Annotated in this window: 22 protein-coding genes and 1 other RNA gene; 14 read left to right on the top strand and 9 right to left on the bottom strand. The window is 69.1% G+C overall.

Annotation, left to right across the window (positions count from 1 at the left end; genetic code table 11):
* Positions 1–427: 427 nt before the first annotated feature.
* Positions 428–1,288, bottom strand: coding sequence for a helix-turn-helix transcriptional regulator (locus U3653_RS10650; RefSeq protein ID WP_195078466.1), 861 nt, complete (start codon positions 1,286–1,288; stop codon positions 428–430).
* A 140-nt stretch (positions 1,289–1,428) separates the two neighbouring features.
* Between U3653_RS10650 and U3653_RS10655 the strand changes: the two genes are divergently transcribed.
* Both U3653_RS10655 and hisN read left to right on the top strand, forming a co-directional pair.
* Complete coding sequence (locus U3653_RS10655; protein ID WP_195078467.1) at positions 1,429–2,025, top strand: NADPH-dependent FMN reductase; 597 nt, start codon at positions 1,429–1,431, stop codon at positions 2,023–2,025.
* A gap of 301 nt (positions 2,026–2,326) precedes the next feature.
* On the top strand, positions 2,327–3,106 hold the full coding sequence (gene hisN / locus U3653_RS10660; protein ID WP_323124175.1) for a histidinol-phosphatase: 780 nt from the start codon (positions 2,327–2,329) through the stop codon (positions 3,104–3,106).
* Between the two features lie 99 nt (positions 3,107–3,205).
* Here hisN and U3653_RS10665 read toward each other — a convergent pair whose 3' ends face one another.
* Positions 3,206–4,174, bottom strand: a complete 969-nt coding sequence (locus U3653_RS10665) for an NHL repeat-containing protein (RefSeq protein WP_195078469.1) — start codon at positions 4,172–4,174, stop codon at positions 3,206–3,208.
* 187 nt (positions 4,175–4,361) lie between these two features.
* On the opposite strand from U3653_RS10665, the gene recQ reads away from it, so the two are divergent.
* From recQ to U3653_RS10690, 5 genes are all read left to right on the top strand, one after another.
* Complete coding sequence (gene recQ / locus U3653_RS10670) at positions 4,362–6,245, top strand: DNA helicase RecQ (protein ID WP_435406558.1); 1,884 nt, start codon at positions 4,362–4,364, stop codon at positions 6,243–6,245.
* A 76-nt stretch (positions 6,246–6,321) separates the two neighbouring features.
* Positions 6,322–7,401 (top strand): metallophosphoesterase, encoded by a 1,080-nt coding sequence (locus U3653_RS10675; protein ID WP_195078471.1) that lies wholly within the window; start codon positions 6,322–6,324, stop codon positions 7,399–7,401.
* Positions 7,402–7,468: 67 nt separating this feature from the next.
* Positions 7,469–7,711, top strand: a complete 243-nt coding sequence (locus U3653_RS10680) for a WLR motif membrane protein (protein ID WP_195078472.1) — start codon at positions 7,469–7,471, stop codon at positions 7,709–7,711.
* Between the two features lie 56 nt (positions 7,712–7,767).
* Positions 7,768–8,241, top strand: a complete 474-nt coding sequence (gene smpB / locus U3653_RS10685) for an SsrA-binding protein SmpB (protein ID WP_195078473.1) — start codon at positions 7,768–7,770, stop codon at positions 8,239–8,241.
* Positions 8,238–9,101 (top strand): EamA family transporter, encoded by an 864-nt coding sequence (locus U3653_RS10690; RefSeq protein WP_195078474.1) that lies wholly within the window; start codon positions 8,238–8,240, stop codon positions 9,099–9,101. The genes smpB and U3653_RS10690 overlap by 4 nt, the downstream gene beginning before the upstream one ends.
* Positions 9,102–9,436: 335 nt before the next feature.
* Here U3653_RS10690 and U3653_RS10695 read toward each other — a convergent pair whose 3' ends face one another.
* Together U3653_RS10695 and U3653_RS10700 are read right to left on the bottom strand one after the other, a co-directional pair.
* Positions 9,437–10,696 carry an ABC transporter substrate-binding protein gene (locus U3653_RS10695; RefSeq protein WP_323124176.1) on the bottom strand — a complete coding sequence of 420 codons (1,260 nt, stop codon included), beginning with the start codon at positions 10,694–10,696 and terminating at the stop codon, positions 9,437–9,439.
* A 50-nt stretch (positions 10,697–10,746) separates the two neighbouring features.
* A complete protein-coding gene (locus U3653_RS10700; RefSeq protein ID WP_195078476.1) occupies positions 10,747–12,060 on the bottom strand; it encodes an ABC transporter substrate-binding protein in 1,314 nt (437 codons plus the stop codon).
* A gap of 433 nt (positions 12,061–12,493) precedes the next feature.
* Between U3653_RS10700 and ssrA the strand changes: the two genes are divergently transcribed.
* Positions 12,494–12,864, top strand: a transfer-messenger RNA (tmRNA) gene (ssrA, locus tag U3653_RS10705).
* A 296-nt stretch (positions 12,865–13,160) separates the two neighbouring features.
* On the opposite strand, the gene U3653_RS10710 is transcribed toward ssrA, so the two are convergent.
* Positions 13,161–13,325 (bottom strand): hypothetical protein, encoded by a 165-nt coding sequence (locus U3653_RS10710; protein WP_323124177.1) that lies wholly within the window; start codon positions 13,323–13,325, stop codon positions 13,161–13,163.
* 159 nt (positions 13,326–13,484) lie between these two features.
* Here U3653_RS10710 and U3653_RS10715 point away from each other — a divergent pair, with 159 nt between their 5' ends.
* Entirely contained in the window at positions 13,485–14,645 is a 1,161-nt protein-coding gene (locus U3653_RS10715) for a helix-turn-helix domain-containing protein (RefSeq protein WP_195078477.1), read from the top strand.
* A gap of 55 nt (positions 14,646–14,700) precedes the next feature.
* On the opposite strand, the gene U3653_RS10720 is transcribed toward U3653_RS10715, so the two are convergent.
* Entirely contained in the window at positions 14,701–15,390 is a 690-nt protein-coding gene (locus U3653_RS10720) for a DUF899 domain-containing protein (protein WP_195078478.1), read from the bottom strand.
* A 292-nt stretch (positions 15,391–15,682) separates the two neighbouring features.
* Between U3653_RS10720 and U3653_RS10725 the strand changes: the two genes are divergently transcribed.
* The gene (locus tag U3653_RS10725; protein ID WP_195078479.1) at positions 15,683–16,573 is read left to right on the top strand and encodes a phosphotransferase; all 891 of its coding nucleotides are present in this window, start codon (positions 15,683–15,685) and stop codon (positions 16,571–16,573) included.
* Positions 16,574–16,792: 219 nt separating this feature from the next.
* Here the strand turns inward: U3653_RS10725 and U3653_RS10730 are convergent, their stop codons facing one another.
* A complete protein-coding gene (locus U3653_RS10730) occupies positions 16,793–17,545 on the bottom strand; it encodes an SDR family oxidoreductase (protein ID WP_195078480.1) in 753 nt (250 codons plus the stop codon).
* Positions 17,546–17,646: 101 nt separating this feature from the next.
* Between U3653_RS10730 and U3653_RS10735 the strand changes: the two genes are divergently transcribed.
* Positions 17,647–18,534, top strand: a complete 888-nt coding sequence (locus U3653_RS10735; RefSeq protein ID WP_195078481.1) for a helix-turn-helix transcriptional regulator — start codon at positions 17,647–17,649, stop codon at positions 18,532–18,534.
* A gap of 12 nt (positions 18,535–18,546) precedes the next feature.
* On the opposite strand, the gene U3653_RS10740 is transcribed toward U3653_RS10735, so the two are convergent.
* Positions 18,547–19,455, bottom strand: a complete 909-nt coding sequence (locus U3653_RS10740) for an EamA family transporter (RefSeq protein WP_195078482.1) — start codon at positions 19,453–19,455, stop codon at positions 18,547–18,549.
* A 201-nt stretch (positions 19,456–19,656) separates the two neighbouring features.
* On the opposite strand from U3653_RS10740, the gene U3653_RS10745 reads away from it, so the two are divergent.
* Both U3653_RS10745 and U3653_RS10750 read left to right on the top strand, forming a co-directional pair.
* A complete protein-coding gene (locus tag U3653_RS10745; RefSeq protein ID WP_195078483.1) occupies positions 19,657–20,055 on the top strand; it encodes an Ig-like domain repeat protein in 399 nt (132 codons plus the stop codon).
* A gap of 73 nt (positions 20,056–20,128) precedes the next feature.
* A complete protein-coding gene (locus tag U3653_RS10750; protein WP_195078484.1) occupies positions 20,129–21,034 on the top strand; it encodes a universal stress protein in 906 nt (301 codons plus the stop codon).
* A 3-nt stretch (positions 21,035–21,037) separates the two neighbouring features.
* On the opposite strand, the gene U3653_RS10755 is transcribed toward U3653_RS10750, so the two are convergent.
* Positions 21,038–21,493, bottom strand: coding sequence for a hypothetical protein (locus tag U3653_RS10755; RefSeq protein WP_195078485.1), 456 nt, complete (start codon positions 21,491–21,493; stop codon positions 21,038–21,040).
* 153 nt (positions 21,494–21,646) lie between these two features.
* Between U3653_RS10755 and U3653_RS10760 the strand changes: the two genes are divergently transcribed.
* Positions 21,647–22,603 (top strand): GlxA family transcriptional regulator, encoded by a 957-nt coding sequence (locus tag U3653_RS10760; protein WP_195078486.1) that lies wholly within the window; start codon positions 21,647–21,649, stop codon positions 22,601–22,603.
* The last annotated feature ends 57 nt before the right edge of the window (positions 22,604–22,660 follow it).

Consider the following 22,660-nt stretch of genomic DNA (forward strand, 5'->3'; position numbering starts at 1 on the left):
CGGTGCGCTGTGACGGACGCCTCATGGGTTTCCACCCTAAACCGCGACCGCGCTTGGCGCAGTTGGTGTTTGGAATTCGCGGCGGAGGCGCTGGTTCGTCCGCGTACGTGGACGCCGGTCGTGCCTGATCAGTCGTCTTGCCGGGCGGACGGATTCGCTGCGCGGCGGACAATGTGGCGAATTCCACTCCGTCGGCCGCGCAGCGACGCCGACGGGAGCCCTCGCGCTCTGCTCCGCGAACTGTGGCCGACCGGGCGCGAGTGGGACCGCCGCGCGCCCAGTCCGGTAGCTCTGCGGTGCCGGCACGCTGCGAGACAGGTGCTCGCGTCGAACTCGTCCAGTCGTCACCGGCTGGATCGTCATGCGCCGAACTGGCGATCACCGGAGGCCCCGTTGGTACCACTGCGCACGCAGTGATGTGATGCGCTCAGCCCGATACCGCGCGCAATCCGCCCGGGCGGCGTCCGGTGAGCGCGTCGAGGGCCGCGGCGGTGGCGTCGTCGGCCGGTAGGTAGACGATCACGCGCTGGTCGTCGTCGGCGGAGAGGTCGAGGAACTCGTAGGCCAAGCGCAGCGATCCGGCTTCGGGGTGAGCCAGCCGGGTGATGCCGGAGGCCGCGGCCAAGCTGGGCACGGTCTCGACCCGGTCGGCGAAAGCAGGGCCGACGGTGACGGTGAGTTCGTCGGCGAGCGCGGCGATGTGGGGGTCGGCGCGGAACGGTCCCTGTTTCAACGTGGCGACGGTCTCGTCGGCGACGTGCTCCCAGTCCGCGTAGACATCGCGGGCACTGGAGGCGCAGAAGACGAAACGCGCCAGGTTGGGTGGCGTATGGGGTTGGTCGAAGAGTCCGGTCGGCGCCATCAGCCGGTGGTAGGCGCCGGTGTGGGCCAGCACCTCGGTGAGACGGTTGACCACCACGGCGGGCGTCGGCTCGAGCCGGTCCAGGATCGCGCGCACCGTCGGCCGCACCTCGCGCAGCGGCTGCGCGTCGCCCATGCAGCTGAAGCCGCTGTCCACCGATTTGCTCAACCGATGCAGGTGCACACGCTCGGCGGGGCTCAAACACAACGCGTCCGCCAGCGCGGACAGCACCGGGGGCGAGGGACGCCGGTCGCGGCCCTGCTCGAGGCGGGTGACGTACTCCACGCTCACACCGGCCAACGTGGCCAGCTCCGCGCGGCGCAAGCCGGGGGTGCGCCGCCGCGCTCCGGTGGGCAGGCCGACTTGGGCGGGCGTCACCGCTTCGCGGCGGGTGCGCAGGAACAGCCCCAATTCGTTGTCGCTCACCTTACGAAGTTAACAAGGCGGAGTGCCCGGAGAGTATCCCTGCCACTACCACTCTTACGGCGGTCTCCCTGCGCCGCGCGCCCGGCAGCAGATTGAGATGGACGGCCCGGCCGGGCCGCTTGTGATCTCAGGAGGAAAGCATGTCCAACGCACCACTGAAGCTCGCGGTGATCATCGGCAGCGTTCGCGAGGGACGTTTCGGGCCGGTCGTGGCCAGGTGGTTCAGCGAGCAGGCGCGGCGGCACGGTTCGTTCGAGGTGGACGTCATCGACTTGGCCGACGCACGGATTCCGCTGGAACTGCCAGCGGTACCCCCGGCACTGGACCCGGACCTGCAGCGGCCGGAAGAGATGGCCGACCTGACCCGCAGGCTCTCGGCGGCCGACGCCTTCGTCATCGTCACTCCGGACTACAACCGCAGCATCCCCGCGTCCCTCAAAGCCGTCATCGACTGGCACTACACCCAGTGGGACGCGAAGGCGATCGGTTTCGTCGGCTACAGCGGAGCCTCCGGCGGCCTGCTCGCCATCGAGCACCTGCGGCAGATCTTCAACGAGCTCAACGCGCACACCGTGCGCAACTACGTGTCGTTCCCGCGCTACTACCTGCTCTTCGATGAAGACGGCCGGCTGAGGGAGCCGGAGGAGCCCGCGGCCGCCGCGACGGCGATGCTCGACCAACTGCACTGGTGGGCGACCGCGTTGGCCGCGGCGCGGTCGCTGGAAGCTGTGGGGTGAGGTCGGGATCGGCGCAGATCATCGTCGGCACGGTGACGGCGGGGCCGCGAGCCGTTGCCGACTGCGGCGGTGGGCGCGGTAGGGCGGCGCCGCCGGGTGCGAGGGGCACCGCCTCGGCGGCTGCGCGCGTGCTCGGCGGAACCGCAGCCCCGGTTCTTCCCGGATGAAGCTGTGGGAGCGCTGTGTTCCGTCGGCTCGGCAGTGGAGGCGGGGACGGGTGGGCGGAGAGATGCCCGCGGTTTGCTTTCGGGCGCGGCGGACCGAAGAGGCAGTGACCAGGCGGGCCGATAGGGTGCGGGGCGTGGCTGTGTATTCCTCTGATCTCGAACTCGCCCTGCGGCTTGCCGATATCTCCGACGAGATCACGCGGGCTCGCTTCGGTGCGCTGGATCTGGTAGTCGACGCGAAACCGGATCTCACGCCGGTGTCGGACGCCGACCTGGCCGTCGAGCAGGCGATCCGGCAGGTGCTGTCCGAAGCCAGACCGGACGACGCCGTGCTGGGTGAGGAATTCGGTGGCGCCGCCGAATTCAGCGGCAGGCAATGGGTGGTCGATCCGATCGACGGCACGAAGAACTTCGTGCGCGGAGTGCCCGTGTGGGCGACTTTGATCGCGTTGCTGGAGGACGGCGCACCGGTCGTGGGCGTGGTGAGCGCGCCCGCCCTGGTACGGCGCTGGTGGGCGGCGGCGGGAGCCGGGGCGTGGTCGAGCTTCGAAGGGCGGGAACGGCGGATCTCGGTGTCGGCCGTCGGTGAGCTGAGCGCGGCCAGCCTGGCATTCTCCAGTCTGTCCGGGTGGCGTGATCGCGGCCTGCGCGAGCAGTTCATCGCCCTGACCGACGACGTCTGGCGTGTTCGCGGCTACGGCGACTTCCTCAATTACTGCCTGCTCGCCGAAGGCGCCGTTGACATCGCGACGGAACCGGAGGTGTCCCTGTGGGACCTCGCCGCCCTGGACATCCTCGTCCGTGAGGCGGGCGGCCGATTCTCCGCGCTGGACGGTACACCCGGTCCGCACGGCGGCGACGCCATCGCCACCAACGGTCTGCTGCACGACGAGGTTCTCGACCGCTTGCGCTGATCGCGGCCACGACGCGCTGCGCCGCGGGACCGAGCGCACGGAGATCGGTCGCCGGGGCCGAACCCGAGTGCGTCCGGTCGGCCGTGGGCAGGTTCGGAGCTATCCGGCCCGCCCCGGAGTCGCGGGCGTGAGGTCGATCCCGGCCGGAGGGCGCATGCGGCGCAGCGTGCCGTCCATGCTGGTGACGAACAACGCCCACGCGTCCCCGTCACGGTCGATGCGCACCGACGTGGCGCCGTCCGGCGGGTTGCGCACCGGAGCGGGCTTGATCAAACCCGTGATGATCGCGCAGGTGGCGCCCGTCGCGGTGTCCACCTGATAGACGGCGCCGAGCACGTGATCGGCCACGAACAGCGCACCCGCCTTGGTGGCTTCCATATCGTCGGGCAGCGCGACCAGGTCCGGAATGCCGGAGACGACGGTGGGGTGGGCCGGATCGTCCAGCCGGATGCGCAGGATCTGCAGCGTCATGGTGTCGACGTAGACCGATTCGCCGTCGGCGGCCAGCGCCAGGCCGTTGGCGGGCGGTAGCACCGACCAATCCCGCTCGTATTCGCTCGTCTGCGGCCAGTAGCGCGAGATCCCGTTCGGTCCGCCGAGACCGATCGTGGTGAACAGCAGGCTGCCGTCGGGTAGCAACAGCAGGCCGTTGGGCCCGTTCAACCCGGTGAGCAGGACGCTGACGGCGCCGGTCTCGGTGTCGTAGCGCTGCAGCGTGCCCGGCGGTTCGCTGAGCCCGTCCCCGGTGAGGAAGTAGACATAGCGCCCCGCGACGCGCACGCCCGCCGGGCGGTACAGGTCCGTGACCAGCTTCTCCATCCGGCCGGCCCGGTCGACGTGCGCCAGGTAGCCGTCCATCAGACCGGTGACGTAGAAGCCGCCTCGCCCGTCGGAATCGAGATTCTCCAGATTGCCGGCCCCTTCGACCACGGTCGTGATCTCCCAGCCATCGGAGCACCGGGCGGGGAATGTCTCCGCCCGCGCCGCCGGTATCGCCGCGGTGACCCCGGCGGCGACGGCGACGGCGCCGAACACCGCCGCGCGCGCCCGGCCTATCCCTTTTGCCATGAGCGACAACATAACAGCGCCGGGCCACGCCGGCGGGCCGGCGAACGCCGCTCGAAGGGAAGAAACGCGAGGTCGGCGAGCCGTGCCGGGAAATCCCGATCCGAGTTGTCCACATGTGGACAACTCGGCGGCCGAGCAGGGCGAACGCCGAACCGCGCGGGTACCGCCCCGCTGGTGCGCTCGTAGGATGGGCCGGGTGAATCCCCCCGATGTCTTCGCTGCTGTAGCGACCGAAGTCGCGTCCGGATCGGACGCCGGATCCGTTGCGGCGCAAGAGGTTCTACGCCGAGTCTTCGGTTACGACAGCTTCCGCGGCGACCAGCAGGCGATCGTGCGCCACGTGATCGACGGCGGCGACGCGCTGGTGCTCATGCCGACCGGCGGCGGCAAGTCGCTGTGCTATCAGATCCCCGCTCTGGTTCGCCCCGGTGTCGGTGTGGTCATCTCCCCGCTGATCGCGCTCATGCAGGACCAGGTGGACGCGCTCAGCGCGCTCGGCGTGCGCGCGGGCTTCCTCAACTCCACCCAGTACCCCGACGAGCGCAGGACCGTCGAAGCGCAGTTCGTCGCGGGCGAACTGGATCTGCTGTACCTGGCCCCGGAACGGTTGCGCCTCGACTCCACCGCGCAACTGCTCGATCGCGGCAAGGTGGCGCTGTTCGCCATCGACGAGGCGCACTGCGTCTCCCAGTGGGGTCACGACTTCCGGCCCGACTACCTCGGCCTTTCGGTGCTGCACGAGCGATGGCCGGACGTCCCGCGGATCGCGTTGACCGCGACCGCCACCGAGAAGACCCGCGACGAGATCATCCAGCGCCTCGACCTCGGCTCGGCCCGCCGGTTCGTGTCCAGCTTCGACCGCCCCAACATCCAGTACCGGATCGAGCCGAAGAACCGTCCCGAGCGTCAGCTGCTGGAATTCATCCGCGCCGAGCACGCGGGCGACGCGGGCATCGTCTACTGCCTCTCGCGCAACTCGGTGGAGAAGACCGCGGCGTTCCTCACCGAGAACGGCATCACCGCGGTGCCCTACCACGCGGGCCTGGACCATCGCACCCGCGCGGAGAACCAGGCGCGTTTCCTCCGCGAAGACGGGCTGGTCGTCGTGGCGACCATCGCCTTCGGCATGGGCATCGACAAGCCCGACGTGCGCTTCGTCGCCCATCTCGACCTACCGAAGTCGGTCGAGGGCTATTACCAGGAGACCGGCCGCGCCGGCCGCGACGGTCTGCCCTCCACGGCGTGGATGGTGTACGGCCTGAGCGATGTGGTGCAGCAGCGCAAATTGATCGACTCCTCCGACGGCGACGCCGCCCACCGCCGCCAGCTCCAATTGCACCTGGACGCGATGCTCGCGCTGTGCGAGACGGTCGGCTGCCGGCGCACGCAACTGCTCGCCTACTTCGGCGAGCCCGGTCTGCCCTGCGGCAACTGCGACACCTGCCTGTCGCCACCCCAATCCTGGGACGGCACGGTGGCCGCGCAGAAGCTGCTGTCCACCGTGCTGCGGCTGAAGCGCGAACGGGGCCAGAGCTTCGGCGCGGGCCACATCGTGGACATCCTGCTCGGTAAGAAAAGTCCCAAGGTCCTGCAATACGACCATCACGAGCTGAAGGTGTTCGGCGTCGGCACCGACCTGCGTGACACGGAGTGGCGCGGTGTGGTGCGGCAACTGCTGGCCCATGGGCTGCTTGCCGTCCACGGCGACTACGGCGTGCTCACGCTCACCGAGGCCAGCGGCGAGGTGCTGTTCGAAGGGCGGCAGGTACCGCTGCGCCGCGAGCCGGAGCGCCAGGCCAAGCCCGCCCGGTCCGTGAAAGCCGCCAAGGCCGTCTCCGTCGATTTGACGCCCACCGACCTGCCGCTGTTCGAGAAGTTGCGCGAATGGCGCGCGGCCACCGCGAAGGAACAGGGCGTGCCCGCCTACGTCGTCTTCCACGACGCCACCTTGCGCGAGATCGCGGCGCGCAAGCCGGCGAGCCTCGCCCAGCTCGGCGGCGTCAGCGGTGTCGGCGAGAACAAGCTGGCGAAATACGGCGAACAGGTGCTCGAGGTGCTCGCCGCCGGATGAACCGCTACCCTCACGCGGCATACCGATCGGCGCGGACGGCCACCGAGCCGGATCGCCGAAAACCGTGGAGGACAGTGTGACTCGCAGCCAGACGATCGGGCGCAGGGCGTTCCTGGCCGGTGCGGCCACCCTCGCGGCCGGGACCACGTTGGCCGGGCGCACGCCAGCGCATGCGGTACCCGTAGCCGAGGGCGTCACCAAGTTCCCCTTCCCGGCGCAGCGCCGGGTGCGGGTGCTGGTGACCGGCGACGCGGGCACCGGCACCCGCACCCAGTGGGCCGTCGCCGACGCCATGCGCGCGCTGCACGGCCGCGAACCCATCTCGCTCGCCGTGGGCCTCGGCGACAACATCTACGAGCACGGGCCCGAGAGCGCGGCCGACGTCCAGTTCGCCGACAAGTTCGAAAACCCCAACGCCGGACTGGATTTCCCCTGGCTGATGGTGCTGGGCAACCACGACAACAGCTCGGTTCTCGGCGGTGACGGCGGGTGGTTGCTGCGCGGCAACGCCGAGGTGGAGTACCACGCGAACTCCCGGCGCTGGTGGATGCCGAGCCGCTACTACTCGGTCCGGATTCCGGAGCACGACCCCGTCGTCGAGTTCTTCGTCCTCGACGTCAACCCGTTGGCGGCCTACGTGCCGCCGGTCTTCTCGCCGTACTGGGCGGTCGACGGCCAGTTCATGAACCAGCAGCGCGACTGGCTCGATCGCGCCATCGCCGACTCGCCCGCCACGTGGAAGATCGCCTGCACCCACCACCCGTATCTCAACAACGGCCCGCACGGGGACGCGGGCCGCTACGAGGGCCTTTCGCTGGAGCCGATCAGCGGCGTGCACGTGAAACGCTTCTTCGAAGACCATGTGATCGGGCGCTGTCAGTTCATCCTGTCCGGGCACGATCACTCGCTGCAGGTGCTGGAACCCACCACGGAGTCGAAGGGGACCAGGCAGGTCGTATCGGGTGCGGCCGCGAAAACGGTGGGCGCGGAGCCGCGGCTCGTGGCGAGCGCGGGCCACGGTGCGCTCTACGAGAACTACCACGAGCTGGGGTTCATGGTGCTCGAGCTCACCGGGGGCGGGGTCGACCTCGGCGTGCACACGGTCGATCCGGCGACCGGCGCGTCTGCCGAGGCGTTCCGGCGGCGTCTGGCCTGAGTTCCAACTGTGTTGCGCCGCGCGAGAATTGCGGCGTGCCGCCGTCACGACGGCTACCGTTCTGGCTATGGCACCGGGTGATGGTTCCAGTGACGCAGGCGATGACCTTTCCATCAGCTCGGTGGGGGGCGAGACCCCGGACACGCCGCCGTCTGTACGCAGCCGAACTGATCCGGCGGTCGAGAACGTGTGGCTGCGCCGCAGTCCGCCGCCGCAGCGCCCCGGCGTGCCGCGGATGTCGACGGTGGCGCTGCTCGTCGCGTTCCTCGCCGTCCTCGCGCTCTACGTCGTGCTGCACCAGGGTGGTTAGCGCGTCCGCGACCTGCGGGAATAATCCGGTTGCCGGGTCACTTAAAGTGGACCGTTATGAAGGAGAAGGGGCGCAAGGTCATCGCGACCAACCGCCGGGCGCGGCACAACTACACGATCCTGGACACCTACGAGGCCGGGATCGCGCTGGTCGGCACGGAGGTGAAGAGCCTGCGTGAGGGCAAGGCCTCACTGGTGGACGCCTTCGCGACGGTGGACAACGGCGAGGTGTGGTTGCGTGGCCTGCACATCCCCGAGTTCAGCCACGGCACCTGGACCAACCACGCGCCGCGCCGGGTGCGCAAGCTGCTGCTGCACAAGCGCGAGATCGAGCGGCTGGTCGGCAAGTCGCGAGAGGGCAACCAGACGCTGGTGCCGCTGTCGATGTATTTCTCCGACGGCAAGGTGAAGGTCGAACTGGCGCTGGCCAAGGGCAAGCAGGACTACGACAAGCGGCAGGACCTGGCCCGGCGCACCGCCGAGCGAGAGGTCACTCGTGAACTAGGACGGCGGGTCAAAGGCATGCGGTGACCGCCGTCCTGCTCGCGCTGGCAGCCGCGGTGGGCTACGGCGTGAGCGACTTCTACGGCGGTGTGGCGTCGCGGCGGGTGACCGCGCTGCGTGTGGTCATCTATTCCTATCCGTTCTCGGTGCTGCTGGTCCTGGTGCTGCTCCCGTTCGTGTCCGGCAGCCTGGACGCGGCGTCGCTGTGGTGGGGCACGGCGGCGGGCGTCGCGAGCGGCGTCGCCGTGTGGTGGTTCTACGCCGCCCTGGCCGACGGTCCGATGGCGGTCGTGTCGCCGCTGACGGCGGTGCTGGTCGCGGGCATTCCGGTACTCGCCGGGCTGGCGACCGGCGAGCGCCCCGGCCCGCTCGCCTTCGCGGGTATCGTGTTCGCCCTGGTCTCGGTGCTGCTGGTGAGCCGGGAGTCGCCGGACGACGTGACGGAGGAGATCACCGGCGGACGCGAACTACGGTTCACCCGCAAGGTCGCCGCGCTGACCATCGGTTCCGGTGCGGCGTACGGTCTCGCGTTCGTCTTCTTCCACGAAACCGCGTCGGACTCCGGACTGTGGCCGTTGCTCATGCAGCGTCTCGCGGCCACCGCGGTGGTCTGGCTGACCGCGCTGACCGCGGGAGAGTTCGGGCGGTTGCGGGGTGAACCGCTGCGCCTGGCCTGCTACATCAGCGTGCTGGACGTCATGAGCAACGCGGCGCTGCTGTACGCCTTCCACGGTTCGCTGCTGTCGCTGGTGAGCGTGATCGGCTCGCTCTACCCGGCGGTGACCGTGCTGCTGGCGATGGTTCTGCTCGGTGAGCGGGTCCACCGCCAGCAGCAATTCGGCCTGCTTCTCGCGTTGGCCGCGGTCGCACTCATCGCCGCGGCCTGAGTTCACCGGCCGGGATGCGCTCCGAAGCGAGCCGGAGACGACTCGGGCGAGGGGTGTCGGGCCGTCCCGAGCGAGGGAGAACCGGCTAGGTTCCAGCCCCGCCGCCCAGGGCCGTCCCGCCGTCTGGAGCCGTTCCGCTGCCGGAGCTGTCTCGTCGCCGGAGCTGTTCCGCTGCCGGAGCTGTCTCGTCGCCGGAGCTGTTCCGCTGCCGGAGCGGTTCCGTCGCCGGAGCTGTCCCGCCGTCCGGAGCGGTTCCGTCGCCCGGAGCTGTTCCGTCGCACCGAGCGGTTCCGTCGTCCGGAGCCGTTCCGCTGCCCAGAGCTATCCCGCGCGGATCAGCGGGTGCACGGTTCCCGGATCGATATGCGCTTCAGCGTCGGGCTGCGGTAGTCGGCCACCACGGTGCGCGAACCCAGCGACGTGGACGGGTCGGGCACGTTGATCACCGCGCGCTGCGCCGCGACATCCGGTTCGTCGCGCCCATAGACCTGCGGCGCAGCCATGCCTTCGGAATCGACAGTGAGCCCGGCGAGGGTCTTGCGCAGGGTCGGCCGGTCCAGGCTGCCCGTCTCGGCCGCCTTGGTGAGCAGCGCCTTCAGCGGATACGAAATCGCCCAGCCCAGGTTGTAGCCGAAATTCGTGGGTTCGCTCGGCGCGGCGTTCCTGGCGCGTTTCGCTCCGGTGCTCGCGCCGTCCCAGCCGTCGAACGGAGAGGTGTAGTTGTACAGCGCGGTGAGCGCGGGCGCGGCCGGTGTCTTGAGCAGCGCGCTGTTCCAGGTCGGGGTGGATCCGAGGAAGCGGCCCGTGTAACCGGATTTCGCCAATTTGCCGACGATTTCCGCGGTTTCGGCCGGTCCGGTGGCCAGCAGGACCACGTCGGGCGGGTCGGCCATGATCTCGGCGACCGGGTAGTCCTGTGTGCCGACCTCCGTGTTGGGCCCGGTGTCGATCCGCTCGGTGATCGTCGCGCCGTTGTCCAACGCCCACTTGAGCGCGCCGCTGGCGTAATCACCGCCGTAGTTGCCGCGGTAGGCGACCACACCGAGCGTGCGCGGCTGGTAGAAGGTCTGCGCGAACCAATCCAGGCCGAGCACGGCTTCCGTGCAGTAGGAGAATCCGTCGTCGAGCACCAGATCGCGGTCGGTGGTGCGGTACTGCCACCCCGACCAGAGGGTGCCGGCCCCGGTCACCAGGTCCGCCTCGTCCATCTCGTGCAGCACCGCGAGCGTCTGCGCGGTCCCGAAACTCATCGCCAGGGCCAGCACGTGCGGGGCTATGTTCTCGAATTCCGTGACGTGCCTGCGCGGATCGTAGGCGGTGTCGCGGGTGTAGGTCGTGATATCGATTTCGTATCCGCCGATGCCACCCTGTTTGTTCACCTCGTTCCAAAACGCGATCTGCCCCTCCTGCAAAGACTTTCCCAGCGGAGCGAAAGGACCGTTGTTCAGGTCCGACAGCACGCCGAGATAGATGCAGCCCTTGTCCCGCTGGATCGCATGGGGGCAGGCTTCGCGGGTGACGCCGGGCGCGGCGCCGGGCGAGGAGGACGAACAGCCGCCGGTCAGGACGAGCCCGAGCGCGAGGGGAGCGGCCACGAGACGAAGTAGCCGACGAAATTTACTGTGAACAGGCATATGTCGCTCGCTTACGGCTGTACGCAGGGCTCGTTGAGGGTGACGCGGTCCTGAGTCGGGCCGTGATAGTCGGTCGCCAGGGTCTTCGCGCCCAGCGGCGCGGTTTGATCGGGCGCTTCGATGACGGCGCGCTGCCGGGTGAGGTCGGGTTTCACCGCGCCGTAGGTGTGTTCGGGAATCGCGCCCTCGTAGTCCACGCGCAGTCCGTGCACGGCTTGCCGGACGCCCTTGCGGGTCAGCTTGCCTTCGTTGACCGCGCGGGTGAGCAGCGCTTTCATCGGATACGAGAACATCCATCCTGCGCTGTAGCCCCACGTGGACGGCTCCCTGGTCGCCGAGGCCCTTGCCTTCTTGGCGCCCGCGCTGGTGCCGTCCCAGCCGTCCAGCGGCGAGGTCATGTTGTAGCGAGCGGTGATCGCCGAGGCGGCAGGGCTTTTCAGCAGGCCGCCGTTCCAGGTCGGGCCCGAGCCGAGGAACTTGCCGGGGAAACCGGCCAGCGCCGCCTTGCCCATGATCTCGCCCGCCTCCGCGGGCCCCGTGGCCAAGAGCACGAGATCCGCCCTGCTGTTGAGGATCTTGGCGACCGCGGCGTCCTGGTTGCCGATCTGGGTGTTCGGCTCGGTGTCGATCTGCGCCACCAGGTCCACGCGATTGGCCGACGCCCACTTCTTGGCGCCGGTGGCGTAATCGCCGCCGTAGTCGCCCTGGTAGCTGACGGTGGCGATCGAATTCGGCTTGGCGTCGTGCTCGGCGATCCAGTCCAGCGCGATGATCGCCTCCGAGCAGTAGGAGTAGCCCGACTCCAGCAGCAGACCCTTGTCACTGTTCTCGAATTGCCAGCCCGACCACAGGGTTCCGGCGATGGCGATCATGTTCGCCGCGTCCATCTCGGGAAGTACCTTCTGCGTCTGCACGGTGCCGAAACTCATCGAGAGCGCGAGGATGTGCGGCTCGATTCTCCGGTAGGCCTCGGCGTGTTTCTGCAGATCGTAGTTCGTGTCCTCGGTATAGGTGGCGATGTCCACCTCGTACTTGCCGCCGATCCCGCCCGCTTCGTTCACCGCCCGCCAGAACGCCAGCTGGCCGTTGTGAATGTCCTTGCCCAGCGCGGCGAACGGCCCACTCGTCAGATCGGAAAGCACGCCCAGATAGATACACCCTTTGCGCGGGTCCACCGCGTTCGGACACGGATCGGAGGTGACCCCGGGTTCGATGGCGTCGTTGGACTTGTCGCGCAGGGCGGAACACCCGGTCAAGACGAGTCCGGCGATGACGGTGAGGGCGCACAGGCGCAGCAACCTGTCCCGAATGGTGCGAACTGCCAAAGTGTTTCCTTAGTCTGAAATCGAGATCCGCTGCTCAGAGCCGATCGTACGGCTCGTGCAGTGTAAGTCGGGTTGGTCTTCGGACCCCGGGAATCGGCTACCAGCATCCGGGAAGGATCGGAGCCGACGCGTGGCATGCGCTTGGGTCGGCCCGTGCGCTCGCGGAGCGCCACCGCCGGGTCGATGGTCCGCCGGCTCGCGGGCGGACTTCCGGCTGTATCCGGGGTCCGCGCTCCGGATGCGCGGCCAGCAGGGCATCCGGTCGAGCGGACACCGGCGATCAGCGTCGACCTTGGGTAACCAGGGGCCTGACCTGCGGTATTCACCTCCGTGGACCGCACGCGGGCGTGACGACCGCCACCCCCGGATATCGGGATGATCCGTGCTCTCCCCGGTGTTAACATGAACAGCCCGGCAAGGTGCCGGGACGTACGGGGCTGAACGGTTTCGACTGCGTACGTTGATTCAGGGGAAGCGTGTCGGTGCAGGCAAGAGACCACCGTAAGCGTCGTTGCAACCAATTAAGCGCCGATTCCAATCAGCGCGAGTACGCTCTCGCTGCCTGATCAGCAGAGCGTCTCTGTCGGCCCGGGGCATGCCCTCGGCTCCGGTGCCGGCATCAGCTAGAGGGCTCACCGTCCTACTCGGTCGCGGAGTAGGTCGGGACATCCAACAGCGACTGGGATCGTCATCCGGGCTTGTTCGCGGGACCCGGAGATCCGAGTAGAGACACAGCGAACTGCACACGGAGAAGCCCTGAAGACGCGGCGGAGGACCCGGGTTCGATTCCCGGCAGCTCCACGACAAGGCCCCTCACTTGCCTCGCAGGTGAGGGGCCTTTTTCGTAACGCGACCGTCCGAACCGATCATGTCTTCGGAGCCGATTGCGTGACGTCACGGGTGGGGCTAGCTGTCCTCGCTAGCCCCCGCCTTGCCTTCGCCGGCCTTGCCACTGTCCCGGAGGTATCGCTCAGCGGACACCTTGCGGGGGCATGGCGGTTCGCAGTTCGTGTGGATCTTCAGCAGACCACGCGCGTGCTTCTCGTCCGCAGGCATGTTGCCGTCCTCGCAATAGTCCTGCACCCAGGAACGCCGAGTCGTCACCGCTTGTCCTCGCTCTCGATGCGGTCCATGACCTCACGGAACGGCACCTGCTCGTCCGTATCGCCTCCGAGATCGAGTAGCCAAGGCAGGACCCAGAACACGAGGATGAGCAGGCCGCCGACAGCGGCCATGACAATAAGGGTGACTGCGAGTTCGGTCACTCCGGAACCCCCTTGCATCGTGGTGTTGGTTGGCTGGCACCCAGCGCCGGGGATTCACGGTTCACCCGGCGCCGGGGCCTGCCGGAAACATTCGCGGACGGCAAGGTCGCCGAGGGCCAGTGGTGGGACAGCGGGCCGCGATCGATCTACCGTTGGGGCATGAGCGACAGCATGGGGCAGCGGATCGCGTCGGAACGCAAGATCGCCGGACTCAGCCAACGGGCGCTCGCATCCCGGGCCGCCTACAGCCTGAACATGGTGAAGGCAGTCGAGCAAGGGCGGGAACCCGCTTCTCCTGGCTTCATCTCGGCGGTAGCACGTGCCCTACGGATCACCCCGGAGCAGTTGACCGGCGCGCCCTACGACGACGGAAAGCCGTTGTCCGACGCGGTGAACCAACTGTCGGTGCTGCTGACCGAAGGCCGATACGCCCGAGCGGTTGACCCCGGTCCGCTGGCCCAGCTCGAGGCCGACCTGTCCGCCGCGCAACTGCTGTACCGCCGCGACCGGACGCGGCAGACCATCGAGGTATTGCCCGGCATCATCCGCCGATTGCACGGCGCGGTGCGGGAGCTGTCCGGCGACGAGCAGGCCCACGCGTACACCCTGTTGACGGCCGCGTACGTGCTCGCTGAGTGGTCCGCCAGGCGTACGGGTCACCTGCTGCTGACGTTGCCCGCGCTCGACCTCGCCGACACCTACGCGCCGCTGGCCGATGATCGCAATTGGGGCGCGTTCTCCGTCCTGGCACGGGCGCGGGTCCTCACTCACTACGGGGAATCGGAGGTCGCTGGGCAACTCATCGATTCGGCCATATCCGCAGCCGACGAAACGCGACCCGGACTGATCCTGGGCGGGTACTCCCACCTTGCGGGAGCGGTCAACGAAGCGCGGAAGCTGAACCATTCGGCTGCGGTAGACCACATCGCCGCAGCGCGTGAGATCGCAGCGCGGACCGGCGAGACCGACAAGTACATGGTGGACTTCGGGCCGCTGAACACCGAGATCCACTCGCACGCGATCGAGTTGGAATCCGGCGACCCGAACCGGGCCGCGATCGAGGGCGCCGAGCTGGTCTACTCGGCCGGAGCGCCACCTACCCGGATCGGCCATCACTGGCAGGACAACGCCCGTGCGTGGCTGATGTCGGGAAAACCGGACAAGGCGTTGGTGGCGCTCAACAAGGCGCGGGCAGCTGCGCCACAGCAGACCCGTTTACACCCGGGGGTGCGGGAGACGGTTCACGGGATCGCCGCCGCGCAGCGTCGGCAGAGCGAGGGGCTGGTGGGGTTCGCGTCTTGGCTCGGAACGACGCTCTGACCTCGGCTCCACCACAAGGCCCTCACCTGCCTCGCAGGCGAGGGGCCTTCTCATGTCATCCGTTCGGATCGCCGTACGCCGCGGCGATGTCCTGGGAGCTGCTCCATCGGCTGTAGGTGGGGGACTGGGGCCAGCCTTCGGGGGAGTCCTGCCATTCCTCTTGGCGGCCGTAGGGGAGCAGGTCGATCAGGGCGAAGGAGTGGCTGAGTTGTTCGGTGCCGCGGCCGGTGGTGTGCCAGGTGCGGTAGACGGTGTCGCCGTCGCGGAGGAAGACGTTGACCGCGAATCCTCCGCCCGGGGGTGCGCCGACGTCGGCGCCGAAGGAGCTGTTCGCCGTGGAGTACCAGGTCATCCCGTTTCCGACTCGCCGCTTGTAGGCGAGCGCTTCCTCGATCGGCCCCTGGGTGACGATGACGAACCTGGCGTCGTAGTTGTTCAGGAACTCCAGGCGGGTGAACTGCGACGTGAAGCCGGTGCAGCCGCCGCACTGCCACTTCTCGCCGGGAAACCACATGTGGTGGTAGACGATCAGCTGCCGCATGCCGTCGAAGAGGTCGACCAGCCGGACCGGCCCGTCTTCGCCCTCGAGGGTGTAGTCGGGCATCTGCACCATCGGCAGGCGGCGGCGCTGCGCGGCGATCGCGTCCAGCTCCCTGGTTGCGGCCTTCTCCCGGACACGCAGCGCTTCGAGTTCGCGTTGCCAGGTGTCGGCGTCGGCGACGGGCGGGAGTGCTGTGGTGCTCATGGAGGTCGTCCTCTCTGGCGTGTTCTCGGGTGGGCTGCAGGTGTAGACCGCGCACGCGAGCGGAACTAATCGGCGCCCGCCGAATCGCCTCCTCGGCGACGGTGTTCGAAATGGGGCAATTCGGTCCAATAGGTCGGATTCTGTTTGGTTGCTGAGCCTCGTGGAATTCCGGGATCAATGTCCATTGACCAGGGAAAATGGGGTGTTAGCCCCCCGGTATCTGGATGGCTGCCATGATGCTCGAAGCCGAGATGCGGAACTCTTGCCCCCACGGTGGGTGCGGGAGGTCGACATGACCGCGGATGTCGCAGGCAACGGCACGCCGTCGGTCCTGCGTGCCGCCTGTGTGAGTGTCGGTGTCGATGCGAGCGATGCCGAGGCGGTGGACGCCCAGGGGGTCTACCGGTTGCATGACGGAATCGTCGTGCGGATCGGCAGGCGGGGACAGAAGCTGGCGGCCTCCAGGGAAGTCGCCGTGGCTCGATGGCTGGAGACCTGCGGGGTCTCCGCCACGCGGGTCGTCCCGGACATCCCGCAGCCGGTCGTGATCGACAGCAGGCCGGTCACCTTTTGGCAGGAGTTGCCGCCGCACCATCCCGGTACGCCCGGTGATGTCGCCAGGGCGCTGGGGCAGTTGCATCGGCTGCCGCTGCCCGGCTTCGAGCTTCGCCGGATGTCGCCCTTGGCTCGAGTGGAGGACGAGATCGACGCCGCGCGGACGGTGACCGAGGACGACCGCCGCTGGCTGCGCAAACACCTGGAGGAACTGCGTGGCCGCTGGAAGGCCCTGCCGCGGGGCCTGCCATGGTCTGTGGTCCGAGGCGCGGGCGGGGACGACGGCGTCGTGGTCGGCGACGACGGCGACGTGATCCTGGTCGGATTGGGCCGGGCGATGGTCGGCCCGCCGGAGTGGGACCTGGTGCGTACGGCGATCGACTGCTGGACCGCCAAGAAGATCACCGCCGCGCAATACGCCGAATTCTGCGCCGGATACGGCCGTGACGTGATGCGCTGGGACGGCTTCTACCTGCTGCGCGACATCCAGGAATTCCGGATGGCCTTGCAGTCGCTACGAGCCGCCACCGCCGACCCCGCCTACCAACGGCAGGCGCTGCGCCGCCTCGCCTACATCCGCGGCGACGAGGGCATGCGACCGTGGCCGGGGTGGGCGGACCTCGACTAGCGAGGTCGCGCCCGTCCGGTGACGTCCACCCGGTCGACGTCGTCATGCCGAAGCCCGCCACCGCGCCGTCCAGGGGGGCGGCGACGGTGTCCCCGACGCGCGTCCCGCCGGCCGAGTACCGGATCTCGGCGATCGCCGAGGCGTCGTCGGACCTGGCGTGGCGCAGCACCGGGGCGACCTCCGTCATCCGCAGGACGGTGACAGCGAACGCGTCGGTGATCAGCCCTGCTGGGTCGGCACGACGACGAGTTCGGCGATGTTGACGTGCTCGGGAACGTCGACGGCGTAGGCGATCGCGTCGGCGATATCGCCGGGTTCCAGGATCTTGATCGCCGTTCGCCATTGCGCCAACCCCGCGCGCTGCTGCTCGTCCCGCATGCCGTCGCCGAGTTCGGTGCCGACGAAACCGGGTTCGATGTTCTTGATCCGCACGCCGCGCGGCCCGAATTCGGCGCGCAGATTGCGGGTCAGGTGCGCGACCGCCGCCTTGGTGGCGGTGTAGACGGCGTAGTTGGGGAAGACCGTGTGCCCGCCGATCGAGCCGACCAGCACGAGATCCGCGCGCTTGCCTTCGCTCGCGGCGGCGAGCAGGTCCTCGATGAACGCCCGCCCGGTGTAGAGCAGGCCGGTGACGTTGGTGCCGACCATCTGGTCCCACTCGTCGGTGAGCGCGGACTCGAACGGCGCGGCCAGCATGACGCCCGCGTTCGCGACGACGAGGTCGACGGGCCCGAACGCCGCGCGCACCGTGGCGGCGGCATCCCGCACGGACTGCTGGTCGCCGACGTCGGCGACCACCGCGAGCGCGTCCGCGCCCAGTTCGGCGGCGAGTTCCTCGATGCGATCCTTGCGCCTTCCCAGCAAGGCGACCTTGGCGCCGCCCTGCGCGAGCCGCCGCGCGGTTGCGGCGCCGATTCCACTCGATGCTCCGGTGACGACCGCGACGCGGCCGGTGAGGTTGTTGTTCGTCATGTCCACCACCTTCCTGCCCTTCGCGCGCACCTGACAGGCTGCGGACTTCCTGGGAGTCGCAGGGCCACCCAGGGGCAGGCCGCCTGACCTACGCTCGAATCATGGACTCCGACAATCGACTGGGCGCCTTCCTGCGCGCGCGCCGCGAACTGGTGCGACCGGAGGATTTCGGCCTGCCCGGCGGCGGCCAGCGGCGGGTCGCGGGGCTGCGCAGGGAGGAGATCGCCCTGCTGGCCGGGGTGAGCGCCGACTATTACGTGCGACTGGAGCAAGGGCGCGACCGGCATCCCTCCGAACAGGTCATCGCGTCGCTCGCACGCGTATTCGCGCTGGACGAGGAGGGCACGGCGCACCTGCGCGAACTGGCCCGGCCCACGGCAAAGCGCCAGCGCGCCTCGCGGCGGCCCGAACGCGTCGCGCCCGGCCTGCTGCGCCTGATGGACGCGTGGCCGAACACTCCCGCCCTGGTGCTGGGCAGATATCTGGACGTGCTGGCGGCGAACCCGCTGGCCGCGGCCGTCAACTCGTGTTCGGTTCCTGGCGTCAATCAGGTGCGCATGGTCTTCCTCGATCCGGAGGCGCGCGACCTCTACTTGGATTGGCCGACCATCGCCGCCGACACCGTCGCCAGCCTGCGCGCGACCGCGGGCGCGGACCTGGACGACCCGCGACTGACCGAGCTGGTGGGTGAGCTGTCGCTGAAGAGCGAGGAGTTCCGCCAGCTGTGGGCGCGCCACGACGTGCGGGTGAAGACCGCGGGCGTCAAGGAATTCCGCAACCCCATGGTCGGGGACCTGACCCTGTCCTATGAGACGTTCAGCGTGAACGGCGCGCCGGGGCAGATGCTCATCGCCTACCACGCGGAACCGGGATCGTCCTCGGAGCGATCGCTGGCGCTGCTCGGCAGCTTGATCGCGGACAACCCCGGCACGGCAGCCGATGAGCAGCGCGCCGCCGGGCACCCGGACTCCTCCCGGCAAACCCGCTGAGCGGCCCGCGCGTCAATCCTTCGCTTCGGTGCGCGTCGCCCCGGCCGACGCCGCGACCACACACGCCACGCCTGCCCACTGTCCGAGATTCATGATCTGGCCGAGGACGAGCAGGCCCGCGATCGCCGCGACCGCGGGCTCCAGGCTCATCAGCACGCCGAAGACGCGCGGCGGAATCCGCCGCAGCGCTTCCAGCTCCACCGAATACGGCAGCACCGACGACAGCATCGCCACCGCGAACCCGGCGGCGAGCACGCCGGGTTGCAACAGCGCGGCCCCTGCGTCGAGCACGCCGACCGGCAGCATGATCACACCGCCGAACGCCATGGCCAGCGCCAGACCGCCGCCGCCACTGGTCTGTTCGCCGAGCGCGGCACTCAGCAAGATATAGCCCGCCCAGCACGCCGCCGCGGCCAGCGCGAACAGCACCCCGGCCCAGTTCACCTCGCCGTCCGCCCTGGTCAGCAGCAGCACTCCGGCCCCGGCCAGCACCGCCCACAACGGGTCGATCCAGCGCCGTGATCCGGCCAGCGCGACGCTCAGCGGTCCAAGGAACTCGATGGTCACCGCCATGCCCAGCGGAATCCGGTCGATCGCCTCGTAGAACGAGAGGTTCATCAGCGCGAGCACCGCGCCGTAGCCGAGGACCACCGGCAACGCACGACGCGCCACCCGCAGCGACGAGCGCCAGATCACCAGCAGGACGATGCCGGCGAAGACCAGCCGCAGCGTGACCGCCCCAGCCGCGCCGGTCGCCGCGAACAACTGCTTCGCCACCGCCGCGCCGACCTGCACGCTGACGATGCCCGTCAGCACCAGCGCCGTCGGCGGGACGCCACCGAGCCCATGGGCGGCGACCGATCGCCAGATCGACACCGGCCTCGCGCCGCGCACCCTCCGCTCGAAGTCGATCGCAACCACGCCACACCTCCGTCTCGGCAAGACCTTCGGACACACAACCACGCCGGTATGACACGACCGCCGGTCGGTAAGGCATCTGATCGAGATTCCGCGGTTTGCCTCCGTCGAACCCGTGGGGGAGTGACTATCTAGTTATCGCGCCGGTGCGCGGCCGGCGTCCGTTCGACGAAGAGCGACACACGACCGATAGGACCACCTCGCATGCGAAAAGGAGTTGCCGCGACAGCGGCGGCGATCGGAACAGGCGCGGCAGTCGCGCTGGCTTGCCCTTCCCTGGCCGGAGCCACGGTGACCCAGGTAGGGATGTATCCCGGCATCAATTACGGCTTGGCGACGAACTACGGGACGGGCTGCACCCACACCGCGCGAGCCACGGTGACCGACACCGTCGCACCGGTGACTTTCTACGACAACGGCATTCCGTTCGGCGTGGTGCGGCCGTCCGGCGGCGTCGCGCTGATCGACTGGGTGCCCGCCACACCGGGCCCGCACACCGTCAGCGCGGTGCAGGAGCCGTACGCGCCGTATGTGGCGAGTATCGACCTGCGGGTCGGTGAAGGCGTCCACCTCGGGTATGCGTGCATCGTCAGCGGCGGTTGACCGGTTCGCCGCGCCGGTAGGGCCGCAACCGGCGATGCCGAGCTCGATCTTTTCGTCCGGAAAGGAACTGAGCATGCGAAGCAACGGGCCGATCGTGGTCGGTGTGGACGGCTCCGCCGGATCGTCGGCGGCGGTCGCGTGGGGCGCACAGGCCGCCGCGCAGCATCGGGCGCCACTGCGTCTGGTGCACGTGCTCGACCCGGTCGCCGACTACGGGCCCGGCGTCACCGAACCGCTCACCAGCACCGACTACACCCGGCTGGAGGGGCACGGACGCTGGGTGCTCGACACCGCGACCGAAGAGGCGCGGATCGCGGTCAGGGCGCTGCGCGACATCGAGATCGCCACCGAGATGGTGTACGAGCCGGTCGGTCCGGCGCTGCTCGATCGCACCGGCGGAGCGCGGATGATGGTGGTCGGCACCCGCGAACGCGGAACCGTGAGGCGCGCGCTGCTCGGCTCGGTCAGCGCGGCGCTCGCGCGCCGGGCGCGTTGCCCGCTGGTCGTGGTCCGGGAGGGCGCGCCGCTCACCGAGGAGGCCAGGAAGCAGCTGATCGTGGTCGGGGTGGACGGCACGCAGATCAGCGAACCCGCCATCGAAGCGGCGCTGCACGAGGCCTCGGCGCGAGATGCGCCCCTGCTGGCCCTGCACGTGTGGACCGGCGCCGAAGTGCCGTCGGTGAGCGCGGAGCTCGCGGTGGACACCGAGAAGCAGATCGTGCTCGCGGAGAGCCTCGCCGGATGGCAGGAGCGTTTTCCCGATGTCGAGATCCGCCGCGAGATCGTGACCGACCGGCCCGAGCGCTGCCTGCTCGAACGGTCCGGACAGGCCCAGCTGCTCGTGGTGGGCAGCCGGGGCAGGGGCGGGTTCGCCGGCATGCTGCTCGGCTCGACCAGTCAGTCGCTGCTGCTGTCGGTGGCGTGCCCGATCATGATCGTCCGCGACCTCTCGATGGAAGTCCGCCACCTGCCCGACTGAGCGTCACGCTCCGGTCGTAGAACCCGGCCGGACGATCATCAGAACGGTGACCGCCGCCCACAGCAGATTGAAGACCCCGGTGTCCATGGCGAGACGGCGGATCAGCGCCGGGGTGGTCCCGGTGAGGTCGGCCAGGATCTTCTGCTGTCCCGGCAGCACGAGCAGTGCGAGCACGCCCGCGGCGGCCGTGGTCAACCCGATCGACACGATCAGCCAGGCGTCGCCGAGCACGCCGAGACTGAGGGCGGTGAGCACGCCGAACGCCGGGACCAGCACACCGAGCAGTGCGTAGACCCGGCAGATGCGGTGCAGCGTGCCGAGCACGGCGGGGCTGTGGTCGGCCCCCGAAGGGGTCAGGGCACGGCGGGTGGTGGCCGGAAACATGCTGGCAGCCACCGTCACGGGTCCGACGGCGATGATCACGGCGAGCACGTGGACCGAGAGCAGGAACTTCGTCACGGCGGTCGACACTAACCAGTGTCGGGCGCGCGAGGAATTGGCGAAAGTGCCATATACCGCCGGATTATCGCCACCCACTGTGAAATGCGGAGTCCTTGCGAGACCCAGGTGAACCGCGTTGGCTGGAATCGACTGGACTACTACACTATTGCCATGCACACCGTGGTCGTACTCGCGCTGGACCAGGTGATCTCGTTCGATCTGGCCACGCCGGTGGAGGTGTTCGGCCGCACCTGCCTGCCCGACGGCCGCCCCGCCTATCGCGTGCTGGTCTGCGCGTGCGCGCCGACGGTCGACGCCGGAGTGTTCACCCTGCGAGCGTCCCGCGGTCTCGACGCGCTGGCCGAGGCCGACACGATCGTGCTGCCCGGCTGCGCCGATGTGGGCCTTCCGGTGCCGGACGAGGTGATCGACGCGCTGCGCCGGGCCGCCGCCGCGGGCACCCGCATCGCGTCGATCTGTTCCGGCGCCTTCATCCTGGCGGCGACCGGATTGCTGAACGGTCATCGCGCGACCACGCACTGGCTCGCCGCCGCCGAACTCGCCGCCCGTTACCCGGACATCGAGGTGGACCCCGGCGTGTTGTACGTGGACAACGGCTCGCTGCTCACCTCGGCGGGCGCCGCCGCCGGAATCGACCTGTGCCTGCACATGATCCGCCGCGACTACGGCTCGGCGGTCGCGGCGGACGCGGCCAGGAAGTCGGTCGTGCCACTGGAACGGGAAGGCGGACAGGCGCAGTTCATCGTGCACGATCAGCCGCCGACGCCGCGCGGCTCGGCGCTGGAGCCGGTGCTGCGCTGGATCCAGGACAACTCCGCGCGCGATCTCACCCTCGACGACATCGCCGCGCAGGCCGGGATGAGCACCCGCACGCTCAACCGCCGGTTTCGCGAACACACCGGAACCACTCCGCTGCAATGGCTGCTGCGCGCCCGCATCCGGCAGGCTCAGCATCTGCTCGAAGCCACCAGCCACCCGGTCGATCGGATCGCGGGCCAGGTCGGGTTCGGGTCGCCGACCGCGTTCCGTGACCGCTTCAAGCGAGTGGTCGGGACGAGCCCGCACAGCTACCGTGCGGCGTTCCACGGTTCCGGCGCGAACCGATAGGCGTGTCGAGCCGACCGATGAGTTCCCGCGCGTCGTCCCGTCGGATCAAGCGACCAC

Origin of the sequence: Nocardia implantans, from assembly GCF_035544775.1 — a bacterium.
Taxonomy (GTDB): domain Bacteria; phylum Actinomycetota; class Actinomycetes; order Mycobacteriales; family Mycobacteriaceae; genus Nocardia; species Nocardia implantans.

Coding starts and splice junctions, on each gene's coding strand:
- U3653_RS10745 (WP_195078483.1), top strand. CDS start 19,657: ATGCGAAAAGGAGTTGCCGCGACAGCGGCGGCGATCGGAACAGGCGCG.
- U3653_RS10720 (WP_195078478.1), bottom strand. CDS start 15,390: ATGAGCACCACAGCACTCCCGCCCGTCGCCGACGCCGACACCTGGCAA.
- recQ (WP_435406558.1), top strand. CDS start 4,362: ATGGGCCGGGTGAATCCCCCCGATGTCTTCGCTGCTGTAGCGACCGAA.
- U3653_RS10665 (WP_195078469.1), bottom strand. CDS start 4,174: ATGGCAAAAGGGATAGGCCGGGCGCGCGCGGCGGTGTTCGGCGCCGTC.
- U3653_RS10750 (WP_195078484.1), top strand. CDS start 20,129: ATGCGAAGCAACGGGCCGATCGTGGTCGGTGTGGACGGCTCCGCCGGA.
- U3653_RS10680 (WP_195078472.1), top strand. CDS start 7,469: ATGGCACCGGGTGATGGTTCCAGTGACGCAGGCGATGACCTTTCCATC.
- U3653_RS10735 (WP_195078481.1), top strand. CDS start 17,647: ATGGACTCCGACAATCGACTGGGCGCCTTCCTGCGCGCGCGCCGCGAA.
- U3653_RS10715 (WP_195078477.1), top strand. CDS start 13,485: ATGAGCGACAGCATGGGGCAGCGGATCGCGTCGGAACGCAAGATCGCC.
- smpB (WP_195078473.1), top strand. CDS start 7,768: ATGAAGGAGAAGGGGCGCAAGGTCATCGCGACCAACCGCCGGGCGCGG.
- U3653_RS10655 (WP_195078467.1), top strand. CDS start 1,429: ATGTCCAACGCACCACTGAAGCTCGCGGTGATCATCGGCAGCGTTCGC.
- U3653_RS10725 (WP_195078479.1), top strand. CDS start 15,683: ATGACCGCGGATGTCGCAGGCAACGGCACGCCGTCGGTCCTGCGTGCC.
- U3653_RS10730 (WP_195078480.1), bottom strand. CDS start 17,545: ATGACGAACAACAACCTCACCGGCCGCGTCGCGGTCGTCACCGGAGCA.
- U3653_RS10760 (WP_195078486.1), top strand. CDS start 21,647: ATGCACACCGTGGTCGTACTCGCGCTGGACCAGGTGATCTCGTTCGAT.